Here is a 17,897-nt window from a genome sequence, read left to right as displayed (position 1 = left end):
CGGGCGCACCGGGCCGGGCTCTGCCCCAGCGCGATGTCCGTTTTCCGCCAGAAGCGGTGCGGCTGGTGGCGCACACTGGATCGTGTGATGGACGACGAGACCAGGTACGAGGCGGTGTCCAGCCGGGACGCGCGGTTCGACGGGGAGTTCTTCTTCGCTGTCGTGACGACCGGCATCTACTGCCGTCCGAGCTGCCCGGCCGTCACGCCCAAGCGCGCGAACGTGCGGTTCTACCTGTCCGCCGCGGCCGCGCAGGGGGCCGGGTTCCGGGCCTGTCGCCGGTGCCGGCCGGACGCCGTGCCGGGGTCGGCGGAGTGGAACGTCCGGGCCGACCTGGTCGGGCGTGCCATGCGCTTCATCGGTGACGGTGTGATCGACCGGGAGGGTGTCGGCGGGCTCGCGCGGCGGCTGGGGTACAGCGCGCGGCAGGTGCAGCGGCAGCTCACCGCCGAGCTGGGTGCCGGGCCCGTGGCCCTGGCGCGGGCCCGGCGTGCGCACACCGCCCGCCTGCTGCTCCAGACCACCGGCCTGCCGGTCACCGACCTGGCCTTCGCCGCCGGGTTCGCCAGCATCCGGCAGTTCAACGACACGATGCGGGAGATCTACGCCAGTACGCCGAGTGAGCTGCGGGCGGCGGCGGGGCCCCGGGCGGGTAAGGGAGCGCCGGGTGAGGCAGGGGCCGGTGCCGGGCGGCAGGCGGCACCTGCCGGGGTGCCGTTGCGGCTCGCTCATCGGGGCCCGTACGCGGCCGCCGAGATCTTCGACTTCCTCCAGGTGCGCGCGGTGCCCGGCGTGGAGGAGGTACGTGGCGGCCGGGGTTCCCGTACGTACCGCCGTACGCTGCGCCTAACCCACGGCAGCGGTGTCGCCGAGGTCGACGAGCACACCGGGGCCCGGCAGCCGCGCCGGCCACGCGCCGGGCTGGTGTGCCCGGCCGCCCGGGGCGCGGACGGCGGCTGGCTGGAGTGCCGTCTGCACCTGACCGATCTGCGGGACCTGTCCACCGCCGTCCAGCGGATGCGCCGCCTGTTCGACCTGGACGCCGATCCGTTCGCCGTCGCCGAGCGGCTGGGCGCCGATCCGCTGCTCGGCCCGCTCGTCGCGGCCCGCCCCGGGCTGCGCTCGCCGGGCGCGGCCGACCCGGAGGAGCTGGCCGTACGGACCGTGCTCGGCGGGCCGCCCGAGCGCGCCGCCGAGCTGGTACGGACGTACGGCAAGCCGCTGGACGCGGCGGACGGCGCGCTGACCCACCTCTTCCCCGAGCCCGCCGCGCTGACCGGGGACGGGGTGCCGGAGGCGGTGCGTACGCTGTGCGTCGCCCTCGCGGACGGCACGGTCACGCTGGACGCGGGCGCGGACCGGGAAGCCGCCGAACGGGCGCTGCGCGATCTGCCCGGGGTGAGCCCGGCGGCCGCCGCGTACATCAGGATGCGGGCGCTGGGCGATCCGGACGTGGGGCCGGTGGACGGAGGCGGCGACGGGGCGGCCCGGGACGCGTGGCGGCCGTGGCGGTCGTACGCCCTGCACCACCTGTGGCAGGAGGCGGGCACCGGCCCCCAGGCGGGTCAGCTCGCGATGACCGCACCCGTCCAGGCGCCCACCACCAGCAGGCAGGCGAGGAGTTCGGTCAGCACGGCGAGCCCGATGGACCGCATGGCCGTACGGGTGGCGGCCCACGCGTCGCCGTGACTGCCCAGCCGCTGCCGCTCCAGCAGGTACAGCACACCGACCGAGCCCAGCACGGCCCCCACCACGGGTACGAGGAAGAAGCCGGCGATCCCCGCGACGCCCGCCAAGAACAGCGTGCGGTACGGCGCGCCCGCGGCCCTCGGGTCGCGCGGCGGCAGCAGCCATTTCAGGACCTGGTCGATCAGCAGCACGGCGCTCGCGCCGAACAGGACGTACCAGGCCAGGGCGGTCTGCTCGGTCATCGCCCACCACAGCACGCCCGCCCAGACGATCGGCGGCCCCGGCACCCCGGGGACCAGCACGCCGAGCAGGCCGAGCAGGAAGACGAGACCGACCGCGAGCAACTGCCACACGCCCATGGCCCCAGCGTGCCGGAAGCGGGCCCGGCGCGCTTCCTGGCCGGGGCCGGGCGTTCGGGGGCAGGCGTACGGGGCCGGGCGTACGGGAGGCGGGCATCCGGGGCCGGGCGTACGGGAGGCGGGCATCCGGGGCCGGACCGCCGGTACCGCGCCGCCGGGGCCGGGGCGAGGTGGCCGCGGGTGGCCTGAACCGGCCGGGCACCCTCCGTGGCGCGTACCCGCCGGGCGGCCCGCCGGGAGCCCTCCGGGCCCCTGTCTCCGGGCCGCCGACCGGTGGACAATACGCCGCATGAACCCACAGGGGGATCGGCGCCACCACGAGAACTCCTGGTGGCGGGAGTTGTACGAGGACCACGGCGAAGCGGCGCGGGACACCGGCCCCGCGACGGCCCCGGACACGCTCGACGACCGTGTGGACTCCGCCTTCCGCGCGGTGAACCGGACACCAGGGACCGGCCCCGAGCCGATGGCCCTGCCCGCCGCGGACCCGGCCGCGCTCGACGACCTCGTACCCGACACGGAACTGGACGGCGCCGGATACGGCCCGCTCACCCTGCGCGCCGCCTCGCTGCGCGGCGAAGCGGCCCGCCGCCGGGCCGAGCCGCGCGGGGACGCCCTGCTCACCGCCCGGTTCGGCGCCGGGCAGCACGCCCTGATCCTGGTCGCCGTGGCCACCGCGGGCGGCGGCGACGGCGGGGCGTACGCGTACGCGGGCGCCCACCGCGCCGCCCGCGACGTCTGCCGCTGGATCGGCGGCGCCGTCGGCCGCAGCTACCCCCGGCTGGCCGAGGACGTCCGTACGGGCGACCGCTGCGCCCTCAAGTCCGGCCTGCACCGCCTCACCGACCGCAGCTACGGCAGGCTTCGCGCGTACGCGGGCGAGCACGGCTTGGAACCCGGGCAGTACACGGCGGCGCTGCGCTGTCTGTTGCTGCCCGCCGATCCGGCCTGCCGCACCCGGGTGTTCTTCGGCGTCGGCGCGGGCGGCTTCCTCCGGCTGCGCGACGGCGCCTGGCAGGACCTGGAGCCCGCGCCGACCCGGGACGGCGCGGCGGCCGCCGGAGACGGCCCGGACGCCGCCGGGCAGCCGGGCGACGGTCCGGCGGGCGGCGAGGCACGTGCGCAGGAGGCGCCGGGCGCCACGCCGCCCTGGCCGGTCCCCGACGACCCTGCCACGGACGCGCTCCGCGAGGGGGCCGGGCAACCACCCGGCCCCCGTCCCGATCTCCGGCTGCCGTCCGGCCCCCGCCCCGACCTCCGTACGCCGTCCGACACCCGCCCCGACCTCCGGCAACCGTCCGCCACCCGTTCCGACCTGCGGCTGCCCTCCGATGCCGGTCCCGGCCCCGGCCTTTTGCCGCCCGGCCCGGAACCGGGCGGCACCCTTCCCGGGCTGCCTCGCGCGCCGTCCGGCCAGCCGTGGCGTCCGCCGTACGACTCCGCGCCGCGGACGTGGCCGGAGCCGTTCCGCTTCCGGGCCTGTGTGACCCGGCCCGGTGACGCCCTGCTGCTGTGCAGCGCCGGGTTCGCCGGTCCGCTGAGCGAGGCGGCCGGTTTCGCGGGCCGGCTGGCGGCCCGCTGGTCCAGCACCGGGCCGCCGGACCTCGCGGCCTTCCTGGCCGATGTCCGGCTGCACGCGGAGGGGTACGGGCGGGACCGTACGGCCGTGGTGGTCTGGGAGGGGCGCGACGGCCCCGGTGCAGAGAAAGGGGAGTGACGCGGCAGGCGTAGTCCGGCCGGACACGGACCCGGGGGAGTGGTAGAACCGAAGGAATGCCGCAAAAGGGCCATTGTCGGGCATGCGTCCGCCCCTCGGTCCAGCACCGGAGGAGCGAGGCGACATGGCGAAACAGACCGTGGCCGGGCAGTTCGTCGACATTCTGGTGCGCGCCGGGGTGCAGCGGCTCTACGGGGTCGTCGGCGACAGCCTCAACCCCGTCGTCGACGCGATCCGCCGCAACGCCGCGATCGACTGGGTGCAGGTCCGCCACGAAGAGGTCGCCGCCTTCGCGGCGGGCGCCGAGGCGCAGATCACCGGCCGGCTGACGGCCTGCGCGGGCTCCTGCGGCCCCGGCAACCTGCACCTGATCAACGGCCTCTTCGACGCCCACCGCTCGATGGCCCCGGTGCTCGCGCTCGCCTCGCACATCCCCTCCAGCGAGATCGGCACCGGTTTCTTCCAGGAGACCCACCCGGACCGGCTGTTCACCGAGTGCAGTCACTACAGCGAGATGATCTCCACCCGCGACCAGATGCCGCGGGTGCTGCAGACCGCCGTGCAGAACGCCATCGGGCTCAGCGGTGTCGCGGTCGTCTCACTGCCCGGCGACATCGCCGACGAGGAGGCGCCCGAGCGCTCCATCGAGACCGCGCTGGTCACCTCGCGCCCCTCGGTACGCCCCGGCGACGCGGAGATCGACCGGCTGGTCCGCATGATCGAGGACGCCGGGAAGGTCACGCTGTTCTGCGGCAGCGGCACGGCGGGGGCGCACGCCGAGGTGATGGAGTTCGCCGAACGGCTCAAAGCCCCGGTGGGCCACGCGCTGCGCGGCAAGGAGTGGATCCAGTACGACAATCCGTACGACGTGGGCATGAGCGGCCTGCTCGGCTACGGCGCGGCCTACGAGGCCACGCACGAGTGCGATCTGCTGATCCTGCTGGGCACGGACTTCCCGTACAACGCCTTCCTGCCGGACGACGTGAAGATCGTGCAGGTCGACGTGCGTCCGGAGCGGCTGGGCCGGCGCTCCAAGCTGGACCTCGCGGTCTGGGGCGACGTACGCGAGACGCTGCGCTGCCTCAACCCGCGCGTCACGCCCAAGAAGAGCCGCAAGTTCCTCGACCGGATGCTCAAGAAGCACGCCGATGCCCTGGAAGGCGTCGTCAAGGCGTACACGCGCAAGGTCGACAAGCACACGCCGATCCACCCCGAGTACGTCGCGTCCGTGCTGGACGAGGAGGCGGCGGAGGACGCGGTCTTCACGGTCGACACGGGGATGTGCAATGTCTGGGCGGCGCGCTACATCAGTCCCAACGGCCGCCGCCGGGTGATCGGTTCCTTCACCCACGGATCGATGGCCAACGCCTTGCCGCAGGCGATCGGCGCGCAGTTCACCGACCGGCGCCGCCAGGTCGTCTCGATGTCCGGCGACGGCGGCTTCTCCATGCTGATGGGCGACTTCCTCACCCTCGTCCAGCACGACCTGCCGGTGAAGGTGATCCTCTTCAACAACTCCTCGCTCGGCATGGTCGAGCTGGAGATGATGGTCGCCGGCCTGCCCGCGTACGGGACCGACAACCACAACCCCGACTTCGCCGCCATCGCGCGGGCCGCCGGGGCGCACGGCGTACGGGTCGAGAAGCCCAAGGAACTGCGCGGCGCGTTGCGCGACGCCTTCAAGCACAAGGGACCGGCCCTGGTCGACATCGTCACCGACCCCAACGCGCTGTCCATGCCGCCGAAGATCAGCAAGGACATGGTCCAGGGCTTCGCGCTCTCGGCCGGCAAGATCGTGCTGGACGGCGGGGTCGGCCGGATGCTCCAGATGGCCCGCTCCAACCTCCGCAACATCCCGCGCCCCTGAAAACGGCGCCGGACCGGGCATTCCCCGAGGTGAGCCGCGGGCACATGCCTGCGGTCTGCTGTCGTGCCGAGTCGTGGGCCGAAGCATGGCGCCGGGTCGGGTGGGAATGCATGACCGTGAAGCTGTTCGAGACCACGGTACGGAAATGCGTACGGGGCGGGGAGGATGAAGCGTCAGTCTGTGCGGCGCGAGGACAGAACCGGACCGGTGGACGGACGCGCCGGCGTCCGCAACGGCACCCGGTTGCCGGGGAAGATGGAGCGCACACTGCGGCGTGCGGACCTGACGGCGGTGGCGGGCGTACGCGCCGAGCTGCGTCAGCTGCTGCGCCAGTGGGGGGAGTCCGGGGACGCCGACATAGCGGAACTGCTCATCAGCGAGCTGGTCACCAACGCTCTCGTGCACACCAACGGGGGTGCCGTGGTGACCGCCACGGTCACCGACCGGCTGCGCGTGGAGGTACGGGACTTCGTGGGGCGGCGGCCCAGGCTGCGCCCGCCGACGACGGACGGCACCTCGGGAAGGGGGCTGATGCTGGTGCACTCCCTCGCGGACGCGTGGGGGGTCAAGGCCCACGGCGTGGGCAAGTGCGTCTGGTTCGAGCTGGGCGGCGGACCGGCCTGACGGGCCGTGCCGAGCGGTGGAGCGGCCTGGCGAATGAGCTGGGCGGCGGACCGGCCTGACTGAGGCCCTGTCGGGCCGAGGCCGGGGGTGCGGGCTCGGCCCGCCGCGGGTCAGCCGAACTGCTTCTCGATCTGGGCCAGTTTCTTCTCCAGCGAGTCCAGCCGGGGCAGTGCCTGGGTGTCGTCCTCGGCGGTCAGGTCCACCGTTCGCCGGTACGGGCCCGCCGGGTCGGCGCCGGGGCCGTGCACGGCCTTCAGCGCCGGGCGGGAACCAGCCGGATGCAGTGGGTCGGACCCCGTGGACAGCGGTCCGGGCGGCAGGGATTCGGGGTCGCCGGCTATCGCAGGTTCCGCGCCGGCCTGCTGCGCGGCGGCGGGGGAGCCGTGGGACGTCGGGACGCCCGCCGTCAGCGGGACCTGCCGGCCGCCGCGGCCGCGGCTCCAGTGCCGGTGCTGGCGGTTGATCGCCTTGATGCGGGCACGGTCCAGCTTGTCCCGCTCCCGCCTGCGGTGACGGTTCTGCTCCTTCTGCCGCCGGTCCTCGCGTACCTCTTCGACTGCCTCGTCCAGGGTCCGTACGCCTTCCAGCAGCATCAGCGACCAGGCGCCGAACGTCTCCCGGGGGGCCCGCAGCCACCGTACGACGCGGATCTGCGGCAACGGGCGCGGCACCAGTCCCTGTTCGCGCAGCGCGGCCCGCCGGGTCTGCTTGAGTGCCCGGTCGAACAGGACCGCCGCCGACAGGGACATCCCGGCGAAGAACTGGGGCGCGCCGTCGTGGCCGAAGCCCCGGGGCGCGTGCACCCAGTTGAACCAGGCGGCGGCCCCGGCGAACAGCCAGACGAGCAGACGCGAGCCGAGCGCCGCGTCACCGTGGCTGGCCTCGCGCACGGCGAGCACGGAGCAGAACATCGCCGCGCCGTCGAGCCCGAACGGCACCAGGTACTCCCAGCCTCCGGAGAGGTTGAGGTTGGTGACGCCGAAGCCGACCAGTCCGTGGAAGGAGAGGGCCGCCGCCACCGCCGCGCAGCAGAACAGCAGCAGGTACGAGGCGGTGCCGTAGACGGCCTCCTTGCGGCGCCTGCGTTCCTCGCTGCGCTCCCAGGAGTCCTCGCTCCCGGCCGCCGCTTCGGACGAGCGCTTGCCGCGCAGGACCACGAACACGGCGGAGAGGATGCCGACGAGCAGCAGCACCCCCGGAGCCAGCCAATTCAGCGATATATCGGTCATTCTCATCCAGGGGCCCCTTGCCTCGGCGTACGCGGTTTCGCGCGACATCCTGGCGGAATCCGGCCGCGGCGCCGGGGGGTTTCGCAACAAGAGCACCGCAAGGGAGTGCGGGGGCCCACGGATGGGTGCGTTCGGTTCGAACTCCCCCGCAGCGGTGCAGGGTTGAGTTCGAATTCGACGACTCGTTCGGGTGGTGTGGGAGTCAGGTGGTTGCGGTGAGGCGGCTGATGCGATCCGCGTCGCACGTACGCGGGCAGGTCACACAGGTGTCCTCGGGGCGCAGCGTGTAGAACATGCAGCAGCTCGCCCGGTCCCGGGTGGGCAGCGCCGCGCCGTCCGGACCGGTCAGCTCCCGGAAGGCGGCGCCGCCCGGGTACGGGGCCGTGCCGCCCGGCAGCAGCCGCTTCAGCTCGGCCACCGCGCGCGGCTCCTCGCCCAGCAGGTGCCCCAGGTACCACAGGCCCTCGGCGATCTCGTCCGACACCATGCCCCACAGGGCCCGGGGCCCGCGCCGCATCCGGGGCCGGAAGGCGTCCAGGACCGGCCCGAGGTGCTCGGCGACCGCCTCCCGCACCTCGGCGCGCAGGGCCTCTTCGTCCGGGACGACCCGGGCCCCGGGCAGCCCGGCGGCCGGGTCGCCGGGCAGGCACGCGAACGAGCGCACCCGTACGGCCATCCGGCCCTGCTCGCGGTGGTGGGCGACGGCCTCGACGGGCAGCCGCGGCACCCGCCGGTGCAGGAACCAGGGGATGGTGATCAGCAGGCAGGCGGGCCAGGCGTAGCGGTGCAGCGCGAAGGTGGCGACGACGTCGGGGCGGGCCCGCTGTCCGTAGTCCGCCACCACCTGTGCGTCGTCCCAGGCCAGGAAGGCGTCCAGGGTCGCGGGGTCGGTGGCCAGCCCGGCGGCCGTCACCCAGCCCGCGCCGTGCGGTGCCGCCGTCTCCCAGTCGGTCACCTTCAGGGTGGGGAACACCTCGGTCAGCCGGGCGTACGCGCCGGCGAAGGGCTCGATGCGCGGCCGGGCGGCGAGCAGAGAGGCCATGCGGGGCACCACCGATATCACGTCCGTTGGCAGGTAAGGCTTACCTTACCCGATCTTCAGCGGTTTTGAGCCGGGTTTGCACTGTCACAGGGGGCGCCTATGGTGCTGGAGGACGTGAGGAGGAACCCGCATGGAGCAGGGCAGAGCGGAACCGGCGCCGCGGCTGCGCGCCCAGGTGCCCGCGCAGGGCGGCTCGCAGCCCGTGCGGGGCGAGCACACCGGGCGCGACGTGTCCGCGCGGCACCCCGCCGCGCACACCGGCCCCGGCGCGCCGGACGCCGCGTACGGGCACGACCCCGGCGTGCCCGACCCCGCCACGGCATACGTGCCCGTGCCGCTGTCCCCTCTTACGGCTCCCCCCGGGGCGATGCCCACCGGGATACGGGGAGGGACGGCGGCCGCGCCGGTCCCGGCTCCCGCCGCCGCGCCCCGCAAGCAGCCGATACGGCATTCCGTACGGGGCCAGGTGCTCGCCGCCCTCCGCGAAGCCCTGATATCCGGCGAACTGCGCCCCGGCGAGGTCTATTCGGCCCCCGCGCTCGCCGTCCGCTACGGCGTCTCCGCCACGCCCGTCCGGGAGGCCATGCAGACGCTCGCCGGGGAGGGCGCCGTCGAAGTCGCCCCGAACCGCGGCTTCCGTGTCGCCGAACGCACCCACCGCGACCTCGCCGAACTGGCCGAGGTACGCGCCATGCTGGAGATACCGGCGCTGCTGCGGCTGGCGCGGGCGCTGCCGGCCGAACGGTGGGAGGAACTGCGCCCGCTGGCCGCCGCCGGCGTCGCGGCCGCCGCCCACGGCGACCGCGCCGGTTACGCGGAGGCCGACCACGCCTTCCACCACGCGCTGCTCGCCCTCACCGGCAACCGCCAGCTCCTCCAGGTCGCCGACGACCTGCACCGCCGTACGCAGTGGCCGGCGCCCGGCGGCACCCCGCCCCGCACGGCCGACCTGCTCGCCGCCGCCTCCGAGCACACGGCGCTGCTGGACGCCCTGATGGCCCGGGAGTACGCGATCGTCGAGCGGATCGCCCGCGAACACCTGGCCTCGGCCCGCCGCCCGCACTGAGCGGCGGCGGACCTCAGGGGACCAGCCGCTCCAGCGGCAGCGCCGCCACGTCCGCCGCGGGCCGGGAGAGGTAGAGGTCCGCGTGGTAGAAGCCGTCCGACTCCTTGCCGGTGGTGTCCAGGTCCCGGTCCTGGAGCGCGCCGAAGGCGGCCCGGCGCTCCGCGAGGTCGGCGAACCGGCGCTGGCGGAAGGTGCGAGCGGGCAGCCGCTCGGTGACCAGGCCCGCGTCCGCGAGCAGCGCGGCGACCGGCGCGTACGACACGGTCCGCAGGACGAACGCGGCGACCCAGGGCGCGGTGGGCGTACAGGCGAGCAGCCGCCCGAAGGTGGTGGCGGTGATGTAGCCCACGCCGCCCGTCACGGTGATCAGGTCGGTGCCGGCCATCGCGTCGCGCAGCCGCGCGGAGGGGTCCGCGGCCTCCAGGTTCTCGGCGAACCCGGCGTCCAGCAGGCCCACGCGCTCGGCGTAGCCGACCGCGTGCCGGGCCGCGTCGATGCCGAGGATCCGTACCGCTTCCGGACGGCGCAGCTCGTCGAAGAACGTCCGGTCCTCGGCGGCCAGCCGGCCCGGCGGCAGGCCGCCGGTCTCCTGGGCGTCGGTGTACCGGTCGTACAGGTCGGCGAGGCTCAGCTTGTGGTTCAGCAGCGCGGCGTTGACGCCGTAGGAACAGCACAGGTCGACGACCTGGAGCGGCGGGCGGCCGGGGCGGCGCCGTTGCAGGGACTCGGCCAGGACGCGGAAGACGCCCTGGCCGTGGTGCGGGATCTGATAGTCGAGCGGGCGCAGCGTACGGAAGTACGTACGCGGGTCGGGACGGTCGTAGATGGCCTCGAAATCCGCCTTTCCCCAGTCCGGGCCGGCCGATGGGTGCGGTGCTCCTGCTGCCAAGGTGTGGCCTCCTGAAAGGCGCTGCCGAAGGTTGGGAGTCAACCGGACCAGCATCCAGTGCCAAGTCGCGCCCGGACAGTGCGACTTGAGGCCAAATTCGGGGTCGGTGGGGCGCGCGGAGTGACATATGCCCCGGCCGCGCGGCATGCCGTGCCCTACGATGGCGCGTCCTGGCGCGCGCCCTACGACGGCGCGGGCGCCACCGGTACGTCGGCGAGATGCTCGGCGAGCCAGGTCGGTACGCCGCCCATGAGCCGGAAGAGACGGGCGGCCTCGGCGCGCAGCCCGGCCGCCTCCTCCGGCGGGGCCGCGTCGGCGAGGGCGACCAGCGCCGGCGCCGTACCGACCAGGAAGCCCAGCTCCTCGCGGATGCGCAGCGACTCGGCGAAGCCGTGCCGGGCCTCGGCCAGTTCGCCGTCGCGCAGGGCGAGACCGGCGAGGTGGCGCCAGGTGAAGGACAGCAGCAGGGTGTCGCCGTGCGCGGTGGCGCCCGCGTGGGCGCGACGGTAGGCGGCGCGGGCGGAGTCCGGGCTGTCGGCGACGTGTTCGGCCATCAGACCGCGCCGGAAGTCCAGCATCGGGCGGCCGGGCGCCGCCGGCGCCAGCAGTGCCGCGGCGCGGCCGAGCGCGGAGCGGGCCTCGTCGGCGCGGTCGCGCACGCCGAGGACGGTGGCCGCGTACGCCAGCTGGCCGCGCTCGCAGGCCGCGGCGCCGCGCTCGTCGTTGTCACCCGCCAGTGCCTCGGCGGCGCGCAGCGCGTCCTCGGCCGCGGCCCAGCCGGTGGCGGTGAACATGCACCGTTCCACGAGGAGCGCGGCGCGGCGGATCGCGTACGGAGGGAAGCCCGCCGCGTGGGGTTCCAGCAGTGCCGCCGCGTCGTCCCAGCAGCCACGGGACCGCAGCCGCCACACGGCGCGGTCCAGGGCGTCCGCCCCGGCCGCCGACCTGGCTGCCGGAACCCCTGGCGCCGGTCCCGCGGTTCCCGCCGTTTCCGTGGATCCTGCGGCTCCTGACATGGCGGTGTCCGCCACATTGCCCTCCCCGAGCGCACCGTTGAGCTGGACCTGAGAAGCAGTGGGCGCATCTCAGCACGGATTCCGCCGCCCGGCCAAGGGGGAAGGTGAATGATTTCACAATCTCTTGGACGCGCTACGGGGTTGACGGCGTGCTCGGGGGCGGGCGGGGCGCGGCGCCCCAAGGGCCGGGGCGCTCAAGGCGCGCTGTCCGGCCGGGCTGCCGGGATACGCCCGAACGGGTGACGCCGCTCGCCGCTTCCGCGCCACTGCTGACACGGAGTCAACTGACTCCAGAGGGCGACCAGTTGCTTATCGGCCGCCGGAGTGGCGCATACGAGCCATTCCGTTATGGCCGGATGCGCGCCCTGCCGCCGGCGCCGACGAGCCGACGCAGGGGGCGCCGGAGGGATGACACACAGGCGCAGTTCCGGACGTCCGCGGCCGCGTCCCGTCCCGTCCCGCGTACGTGTACGCGTCAGCTCATCCGCAGCGCCAGGAAGAAGTCCAGCTTGTCCTCCAGGCGCGCCAGATCGCGTCCGGTCAGCTGCTCGATGCGGCCGACCCGGTAGCGGAGGGTGTTGACGTGCAGGTGGAGACGGGTGGCGCAGCGGGTCCAGGAGCCGTCGCAGTCGAGGAACGCCTCCAGGGTGGGGATCAGTTCGGCGCGGTGGCGGCGGTCGTAGTCGCGCAGCGGGTCCAGCAGGCGGGCCGTGAAGGCGCGGCGTACGTCGTCCGGGACGAAGGGCAGCAGCAGGACGTGGGAGGCCAGCTCCTCGTGGCCCGCCGCGCAGACCCGGCCGGGGCGGGCGGCGGCGACCCGGCGGGCGTGCCGGGCCTCCTCCAGGGCGCCGCGCAGGCCCTCCGCCGAGTGGACGGAGGCGCTGACGCCGAGGGTCAGCCGCCCGTCGTCGGCCAGCCCGCGGGTCAGCGGTTCCTGGACGACGGACAGCAGGGCGCCGGCCTGGAGCCCGGCGGCGGACGCGTCCCGGCCGTCCCGCGCGTCGTCGTCCGGTACGGCCGGCAGCGGCACCAGGGCCACCGCCTCGTCGCCGGTGTGCGCGACGGCGATCCGGTCGGACGGGTCGGGCCCGAACGTGCCGGGGTCGACCAGCACCTCTTCCAGGAGCGCCTGGGCGACCGGCCCGCCGGGGACGTCCCCGCCCGCCCACTCGACGCGGGCGACGACGACCTGCCAGTGCGGGGCGGTGCCCAGTCCGGGCAGCAGCACCGGGGCGGCCACCCGCAGCCGCGCGGCGATCTCGGCGGGCGCGGCGCCCGTCTGCACCAGTTCGAGGACCTCCTGGGCGAGGCGTCTGCGCACCGTACGGGCCGCGTCGCGGCGGTCGCGCTCGACGGCGATCAACTGGGTGACGCCGTGCAGCAGGTCCAGCCGCTCCTCGGCCCAGTCGCCCGCGTCCGCCTCGACGGCCAGCAGCCAGTCGGACAGCACGGTCTCGCGCAGGTCCCGGCCGGTGCTCCGGATGGGGAAGAGGGAGTACGTGGTGCCGCCGAGCGGGAGCCGGCAGGGGCCGCGGCGGCCGGTGCGGGACGCGGCCAGGTGCTCACCGGCCAGCCGGGCGCCCACCTCGGCGGGCAGCTCGGGGCCGGATCCGGCCAGCGTGGACCCGGCGATCTGCCGGCCGGTGGGGGACAGTACCCAGGCGCGCAGGTCCAGGTCGGAGCCGAGCAGGTCCAGGACGACCTCGGGGCCGCCGCCGGCCGGCCCGGACGTCATCAGGCGGCGGTGCCGGTCCACCACGGCGGCCAGGTCGCCCGCCCGCTCGCCGGAGACCTGCCGTACGACGTACTCGGTGATCGACGCGAACGAGACGGCCTCGACGACGGAGAACAGCGGCAGGCGGTGCCGGGCGCAGGCCGCGACCAGGTCGTCGGGGACCGAGCCCAGCTCGGCCTCGCCCGCGGCCAGTCCGGCGACCCCGGCCGCGGCCAGGATGCGGACGAACCGCTCGGAGTCGGCCGGCTCGCGGCGCCAGGCCAGTCCGGTGAGCACCAGTTCGCCGCCGGACAGGTAGCGGCTGGGGTCGCGCAGGTCGGTGGTCATCACGCCGCGCACGGTCCGGTCCAGTTCCTCCTCGCCGCCCAGCAGCCGCAGGCCGAGGGTGCCGGTGTCCAGGAGTGCGCGGAGCCGCATGGTCTCTCGCCCGCCGTTCTTTTCTGTCCGGTGTTGCCGGTGGAATGCCGCGAGGTTTCTGGGCCCCGCCTTTCGTTCGAATCTACAAGACATGCGCCGTGGCCAGCCAACCGCTTCATGGTTTCGGTGACTGCACCCGGCGGGTGCCCGGCGCGTTCACTGGGCCCGACCGAGTGAACACGACATGAACAGCCCGGCGGACGCGAGGGCCAAAGGTCCTCGGCCCGGACAGCGGACGACCTGATGTCGCGAGCGGAGCCGGTGCCCGGCCGGCCCGGCGTTCCGCCGCACCGAAGAATTCGTGGAAGAGAGCCTCGTATGGACTTCCTTCGCCCCGCCAGCTGGGAGGAGGCGCTCGCCGCCAAGGCCGAGCACCCCACCGCTGTGCCGATCGCGGGCGGCACCGACGTGATGGTCGAGATCAACTTCGACCACCGCCGTCCGGCGTACCTGCTCGACCTGAACCGCATCGACGACCTGCGGGAGTGGGAGGTGGGCGAGGAGACCGTACGGCTGGGCGCGTCCGTGCCGTACACGCAGATCATGGAGCACCTGCGCACCGAGCTGCCCGGCCTGGCACTCGCCTCGCACACCGTGGCCTCCCCGCAGATCCGCAACCGCGGCGGCGTCGGCGGCAACCTGGGCACCGCCTCCCCGGCCGGCGACGCGCACCCGGCGCTGCTCGCCTCCGGCGGAGAGGTCGAGGCCGAGTCGGTCCGCGGCCGCCGCATGATCCCGATCGACGCGTTCTACCTGGGCGTCAAGCGCAACGCGCTGGAGCCGGACGAGCTGATCCGCGCGGTGCACCTGCCGAAGGCGGACGGCCCGCAGCAGTTCTCCAAGGTCGGCACGCGCAACGCGATGGTCATCGCGGTGTGCGCCTTCGGCCTCGCGCTGCACCCGCGCACCCGGACGGTACGGACCGGTATCGGCTCGGCCGCGCCCACCCCCGTACGCGCCGCGGCCGCCGAGGAGTTCCTGGCGGCGGCGCTGGAGGAGGGCGGCTTCTGGGAGTCGGGGCGGCCCGTGCCGCCGTCCGTGGCGAAGCAGTTCGCCGAGCTGGCGGCGGGCGCCTGCAACCCGATCGACGACGTGCGCGGCAGCGCGAAGTACCGGCGCCACGCGGTGGGGATCATGGCGCGCCGCACCCTCGGCTGGACCTGGGAGTCCTACCGCGGCAACGAGAGGAGCGCCCAGTGCGCGTGAAGTTCACCGTCAACGGCCGCGAGCAGCAGGCCGACGACGTATGGGAGGGCGAGAGCCTGCTGTACGTGCTGCGCGAGCGGATGGGCCTGCCCGGCTCGAAGAACGCCTGTGAGCAGGGCGAATGCGGCTCCTGCACGGTCCGCCTGGACGGCGTGCCGGTGTGTTCCTGCCTGGTCGCGGCCGGTCAGGCCGAGGGCCGCGAGGTCGTCACCGTCGAGGGGCTGGCCGACTTCGCCGAGCAGCGCGCGCAGCGCGGCGGCTGCGCCACCGGCGCCTGCGGCACGGCCGCAGGCACGGCGGCAGCTACGGCGGCGTCCGGCAAGGCGGCCGGTACGAGCCTGGACGCGGCGCGGCGCTGGCAGGCCAAGCCGGCCGGTGCCGACGGCCGAGCGGGGGAGCAGGCCGGACTCGCGCCGATCCAGCAGGCGTTCATCGACGCGGGTGCCGTGCAGTGCGGCTTCTGCACCCCCGGCCTGCTGGTCGCCGCCGACGAGCTGCTGGAGCGCAACGCCCAGCCGTCCGACGCGGACATCCGCGAGGCGCTGTCCGGCAACCTGTGCCGCTGCACGGGCTACGAGAAGATCCTCGACGCGGTCCGGCTCGCCGCCGCCCGCGGCGACGCGCAGACCGCCGGAACGGGGGCCTGACCATGACCGGAGTCACCCGCACACCCACCCACCTCACCCAGGGCGGCACGACTGACGCGGGCATCGGCGCCTCGACGCTCCGCCCGGACGGCACCCTCAAGGTGACCGGCGAGTTCGCGTACTCCTCGGACCTGTGGCACGAGGACATGCTGTGGGGCTTCACCCTGCGCTCCACCGTCGCGCACGCCGAGATCGTCTCCATCGACACCTCCGAGGCGCTCGCCCAGTCCGGCGTGTACGCGGTCCTCACCTACGACGACCTGCCCACGGACGTGAAGAACTACGGGCTGGAGATCCAGGACACGCCCGTCCTGGCGCACGGCAAGGTCCGCCACCACGGCGAGCCGGTCGCGCTGGTCGCCGCCGACCACCCGGAGACCGCCCGCCGCGCCGCCGCCAAGATCAGAATCGAGTACGCCGAGCTGCCGCTGGTCACCGACGAGGCGTCCGCGCTGGCCGAGGACGCGCCGCTGGTCCACGAGCACCGCGACGATCACCACTTCGGCCACGTACCGCACCCGAACATCGTGCACCGCCAGCCCATCGTGCGCGGCGACGCGGAGGCGGCGGCCCGCCGCGCCGACGTGATCGTCACCGGCGAGTACGTCTTCGGCATGCAGGACCAGGCGTTCCTCGGCCCGGAGTCCGGCCTCGCGGTGCCCGGCGAGGACGGCGGTGTCGACCTGTACGTGGCCACCCAGTGGCTGCACTCCGACCTGCGCCAGATAGCCCCGGTCCTCGGCCTGCCCGAGGACAAGGTCCGGATGACGCTCTCCGGCGTCGGCGGCGCCTTCGGCGGCCGCGAGGACCTGTCGATGCAGATCCACGCCTGCCTGCTCGCGCTGCGCACCGGCAAGCCCGTCAAGATCGTCTACAACCGGTTCGAGTCGTTCTTCGGCCACGTCCACCGGCACCCCGCCAAGCTCCGGTACGAGCACGGCGCCACCAAGGACGGCAAGCTCACCCACCTGAAGTGCCGCATCGTGCTGGACGGCGGCGCCTACGCGTCCGCCTCCCCGGCCGTCGTCGGCAACGCCGCGTCCCTGTCCGTCGGCCCGTACGTGGTCGAGGACGTGGACATCGAGGCCATCGCCCTCTACTCGAACAACCCGCCCTGCGGCGCCATGCGCGGCTTCGGCGCCGTCCAGGCGTGCTTCGCCTACGAGGCGCAGATGGACAAGCTGGCGAAGAAGCTGGGTATGGACCCGGTCGAGTTCCGGCAGCTGAACGCCATGGAACAGGGGACCCGGCTGCCGACCGGGCAGGAGGTCGACTCCCCGGCGCCGGTCGCCGAACTGCTCCGCCGCGTCAAGGCGATGCCGCTGCCGCCGGAGCACCAGTGGGTGACCACCGAGGGCGCCGACGTCCGCGCGCTGCCCGGCGGACTGTCCAACACCACGCACGGCGAGGACGTCGTCCGCGGCATCGGTTACGCCGTCGGCATCAAGAACGTCGGCTTCTCCGAGGGCTTCGACGACTACTCCACCGCCCGCGTCCGGATGGAGGTGGTCGGCGGCGAACCGGTCGCGACCGTGCACACCGCGATGGCGGAGGTCGGCCAGGGCGGCGTCACCGTCCACGCGCAGATCGCCCGTACCGAACTGGGTGTCGAGCAGGTCACCATCCACCCGGCGGACACCCAGGTCGGCTCGGCGGGCTCCACCTCCGCCTCCCGGCAGACCTATGTCACCGGCGGTGCGGTGAAGAACACCTGCGAGCACGTCCGCGAGAAGGTGCTGGAGCTGGGCCGCCGCAAGTTCGGCACCCACCACCCGGCGTGGGCCACCGCCGAGCTCGTCCTGGAGGGCGGCAAGGTCGTCACCGACGGCGGGGAGGTGCTCGCCGACCTCGTGGACGTCCTGGAGGGCGCGGCCGTCGACCTGGAGCTGGAGTGGCGGCACCGGCCCACCGAGGCGTTCGACCTGCGCACCGGGCAGGGCAACGGCCACGTCCAGTACTCCTTCGCCGCGCACCGCGCGGTCGTCGAGGTGGACACCGGGCTCGGCCTGGTCAAGGTCATCGAACTGGCCTGCGCCCAGGACGTCGGCAAGGCGCTCAACCCGCTCTCCGTCGTCGGCCAGATCCAGGGCGGTACGACGCAGGGCCTCGGCGTCGCGGTGATGGAGGAGATCATCGTCGACCCGAAGACCGCGAAGGTCCGCAACCCCTCCTTCACGGACTACCTGATCCCCACCATCCTCGACACGCCGACCATCCCGGTCGACGTGCTCGAACTCGCCGACGAGCACGCCCCGTACGGGCTGCGCGGCATCGGCGAGGCCCCTACCCTGTCGTCCACCCCGGCCGTCCTCGCGGCGATCCGGAACGCGACCGGGCTCGAACTGAACAGGACTCCGGTCCGTCCGGAGCATCTCACCGGTACATAGCCGCTCC

General features: G+C 74.3%; 13 protein-coding genes and 1 pseudogene. 8 read left to right on the top strand and 6 right to left on the bottom strand.

Annotated features, from left to right (window positions below):
- The first annotated feature begins 87 nt into the window (after positions 1-87).
- Positions 88-1,689 carry a DNA-3-methyladenine glycosylase 2 family protein gene (locus OEIGOIKO_RS08480; RefSeq protein WP_125053371.1) on the top strand — a complete coding sequence of 534 codons (1,602 nt, stop codon included), beginning with the start codon at positions 88-90 and terminating at the stop codon, positions 1,687-1,689.
- On the opposite strand, the pseudogene OEIGOIKO_RS08475 reads toward OEIGOIKO_RS08480, so the two are convergent.
- Positions 1,575-2,048: pseudogene (locus OEIGOIKO_RS08475) on the bottom strand (DUF456 domain-containing protein); the annotation flags it as partial. The gene OEIGOIKO_RS08480 and the pseudogene OEIGOIKO_RS08475 overlap by 115 nt on opposite strands.
- Positions 2,049-2,337: 289 nt before the next feature.
- Between OEIGOIKO_RS08475 and OEIGOIKO_RS08470 the strand changes: the two are divergent.
- From OEIGOIKO_RS08470 to OEIGOIKO_RS08460, 3 genes are all read left to right on the top strand, one after another.
- The gene (locus OEIGOIKO_RS08470) at positions 2,338-3,765 is read left to right on the top strand and encodes a protein phosphatase 2C domain-containing protein (protein WP_125053368.1); all 1,428 of its coding nucleotides are present in this window, start codon (positions 2,338-2,340) and stop codon (positions 3,763-3,765) included.
- Between the two features lie 124 nt (positions 3,766-3,889).
- Positions 3,890-5,632 carry a pyruvate dehydrogenase gene (locus OEIGOIKO_RS08465; RefSeq protein ID WP_125053366.1) on the top strand — a complete coding sequence of 581 codons (1,743 nt, stop codon included), beginning with the start codon at positions 3,890-3,892 and terminating at the stop codon, positions 5,630-5,632.
- A gap of 165 nt (positions 5,633-5,797) precedes the next feature.
- Complete coding sequence (locus OEIGOIKO_RS08460) at positions 5,798-6,256, top strand: ATP-binding protein (RefSeq protein WP_371858899.1); 459 nt, start codon at positions 5,798-5,800, stop codon at positions 6,254-6,256.
- A 110-nt stretch (positions 6,257-6,366) separates the two neighbouring features.
- Here the strand turns inward: OEIGOIKO_RS08460 and OEIGOIKO_RS08455 are convergent, their stop codons facing one another.
- Positions 6,367-7,491, bottom strand: a complete 1,125-nt coding sequence (locus OEIGOIKO_RS08455; RefSeq protein ID WP_125053364.1) for a DUF2637 domain-containing protein — start codon at positions 7,489-7,491, stop codon at positions 6,367-6,369.
- 196 nt (positions 7,492-7,687) lie between these two features.
- Positions 7,688-8,527 carry a (2Fe-2S)-binding protein gene (locus OEIGOIKO_RS08450; protein WP_125053362.1) on the bottom strand — a complete coding sequence of 280 codons (840 nt, stop codon included), beginning with the start codon at positions 8,525-8,527 and terminating at the stop codon, positions 7,688-7,690.
- A 130-nt stretch (positions 8,528-8,657) separates the two neighbouring features.
- Between OEIGOIKO_RS08450 and OEIGOIKO_RS08445 the strand changes: the two genes are divergently transcribed.
- Positions 8,658-9,593 (top strand): GntR family transcriptional regulator, encoded by a 936-nt coding sequence (locus tag OEIGOIKO_RS08445; RefSeq protein WP_246177271.1) that lies wholly within the window; start codon positions 8,658-8,660, stop codon positions 9,591-9,593.
- Positions 9,594-9,606: 13 nt separating this feature from the next.
- On the opposite strand, the gene OEIGOIKO_RS08440 is transcribed toward OEIGOIKO_RS08445, so the two are convergent.
- The 3 genes from OEIGOIKO_RS08440 to OEIGOIKO_RS08430 form a co-directional block, all read right to left on the bottom strand.
- A complete protein-coding gene (locus OEIGOIKO_RS08440) occupies positions 9,607-10,482 on the bottom strand; it encodes a hypothetical protein (RefSeq protein ID WP_125053360.1) in 876 nt (291 codons plus the stop codon).
- Positions 10,483-10,664: 182 nt separating this feature from the next.
- Positions 10,665-11,498, bottom strand: coding sequence for a hypothetical protein (locus OEIGOIKO_RS08435; RefSeq protein WP_125053358.1), 834 nt, complete (start codon positions 11,496-11,498; stop codon positions 10,665-10,667).
- Positions 11,499-11,973: 475 nt separating this feature from the next.
- A complete protein-coding gene (locus tag OEIGOIKO_RS08430; RefSeq protein WP_125053356.1) occupies positions 11,974-13,650 on the bottom strand; it encodes a PucR family transcriptional regulator in 1,677 nt (558 codons plus the stop codon).
- A gap of 318 nt (positions 13,651-13,968) precedes the next feature.
- Here OEIGOIKO_RS08430 and OEIGOIKO_RS08425 point away from each other — a divergent pair, with 318 nt between their 5' ends.
- The 3 genes from OEIGOIKO_RS08425 to OEIGOIKO_RS08415 are packed head-to-tail and all read left to right on the top strand — an operon-like array spanning position 13,969 to position 17,890.
- Positions 13,969-14,856 (top strand): FAD binding domain-containing protein, encoded by an 888-nt coding sequence (locus OEIGOIKO_RS08425; RefSeq protein WP_125053354.1) that lies wholly within the window; start codon positions 13,969-13,971, stop codon positions 14,854-14,856.
- On the top strand, positions 14,847-15,503 hold the full coding sequence (locus tag OEIGOIKO_RS08420; protein WP_125053352.1) for a (2Fe-2S)-binding protein: 657 nt from the start codon (positions 14,847-14,849) through the stop codon (positions 15,501-15,503). The genes OEIGOIKO_RS08425 and OEIGOIKO_RS08420 overlap by 10 nt, the downstream gene beginning before the upstream one ends.
- A gap of 2 nt (positions 15,504-15,505) precedes the next feature.
- Complete coding sequence (locus OEIGOIKO_RS08415; RefSeq protein WP_125053350.1) at positions 15,506-17,890, top strand: xanthine dehydrogenase family protein molybdopterin-binding subunit; 2,385 nt, start codon at positions 15,506-15,508, stop codon at positions 17,888-17,890.
- Positions 17,891-17,897: the final 7 nt, after the last annotated feature.

The organism is Streptomyces paromomycinus, from assembly GCF_003865155.1.
Lineage (GTDB): Bacteria > Actinomycetota > Actinomycetes > Streptomycetales > Streptomycetaceae > Streptomyces > Streptomyces chrestomyceticus.
The sequence above is the reverse complement of the archived record's forward strand: the minus strand, read 5'-3'. Positions and strand labels throughout refer to the sequence as shown.

What these genes read in the sequence shown, in the direction of transcription:
- OEIGOIKO_RS08480 (WP_125053371.1), top strand. Translation starts at nt 88, where the DNA reads ATGGACGACGAGACCAGGTACGAGGCGGTGTCCAGCCGGGACGCGCGG.
- OEIGOIKO_RS08470 (WP_125053368.1), top strand. Translation starts at nt 2,338, where the DNA reads ATGAACCCACAGGGGGATCGGCGCCACCACGAGAACTCCTGGTGGCGG.
- OEIGOIKO_RS08465 (WP_125053366.1), top strand. Translation starts at nt 3,890, where the DNA reads ATGGCGAAACAGACCGTGGCCGGGCAGTTCGTCGACATTCTGGTGCGC.
- OEIGOIKO_RS08460 (WP_371858899.1), top strand. Translation starts at nt 5,798, where the DNA reads ATGAAGCGTCAGTCTGTGCGGCGCGAGGACAGAACCGGACCGGTGGAC.
- OEIGOIKO_RS08455 (WP_125053364.1), bottom strand. Translation starts at nt 7,491, where the DNA reads ATGAGAATGACCGATATATCGCTGAATTGGCTGGCTCCGGGGGTGCTG.
- OEIGOIKO_RS08450 (WP_125053362.1), bottom strand. Translation starts at nt 8,527, where the DNA reads ATGGCCTCTCTGCTCGCCGCCCGGCCGCGCATCGAGCCCTTCGCCGGC.
- OEIGOIKO_RS08445 (WP_246177271.1), top strand. Translation starts at nt 8,658, where the DNA reads ATGGAGCAGGGCAGAGCGGAACCGGCGCCGCGGCTGCGCGCCCAGGTG.
- OEIGOIKO_RS08435 (WP_125053358.1), bottom strand. Translation starts at nt 11,498, where the DNA reads ATGTCAGGAGCCGCAGGATCCACGGAAACGGCGGGAACCGCGGGACCG.
- OEIGOIKO_RS08430 (WP_125053356.1), bottom strand. Translation starts at nt 13,650, where the DNA reads ATGCGGCTCCGCGCACTCCTGGACACCGGCACCCTCGGCCTGCGGCTG.
- OEIGOIKO_RS08425 (WP_125053354.1), top strand. Translation starts at nt 13,969, where the DNA reads ATGGACTTCCTTCGCCCCGCCAGCTGGGAGGAGGCGCTCGCCGCCAAG.
- OEIGOIKO_RS08415 (WP_125053350.1), top strand. Translation starts at nt 15,506, where the DNA reads ATGACCGGAGTCACCCGCACACCCACCCACCTCACCCAGGGCGGCACG.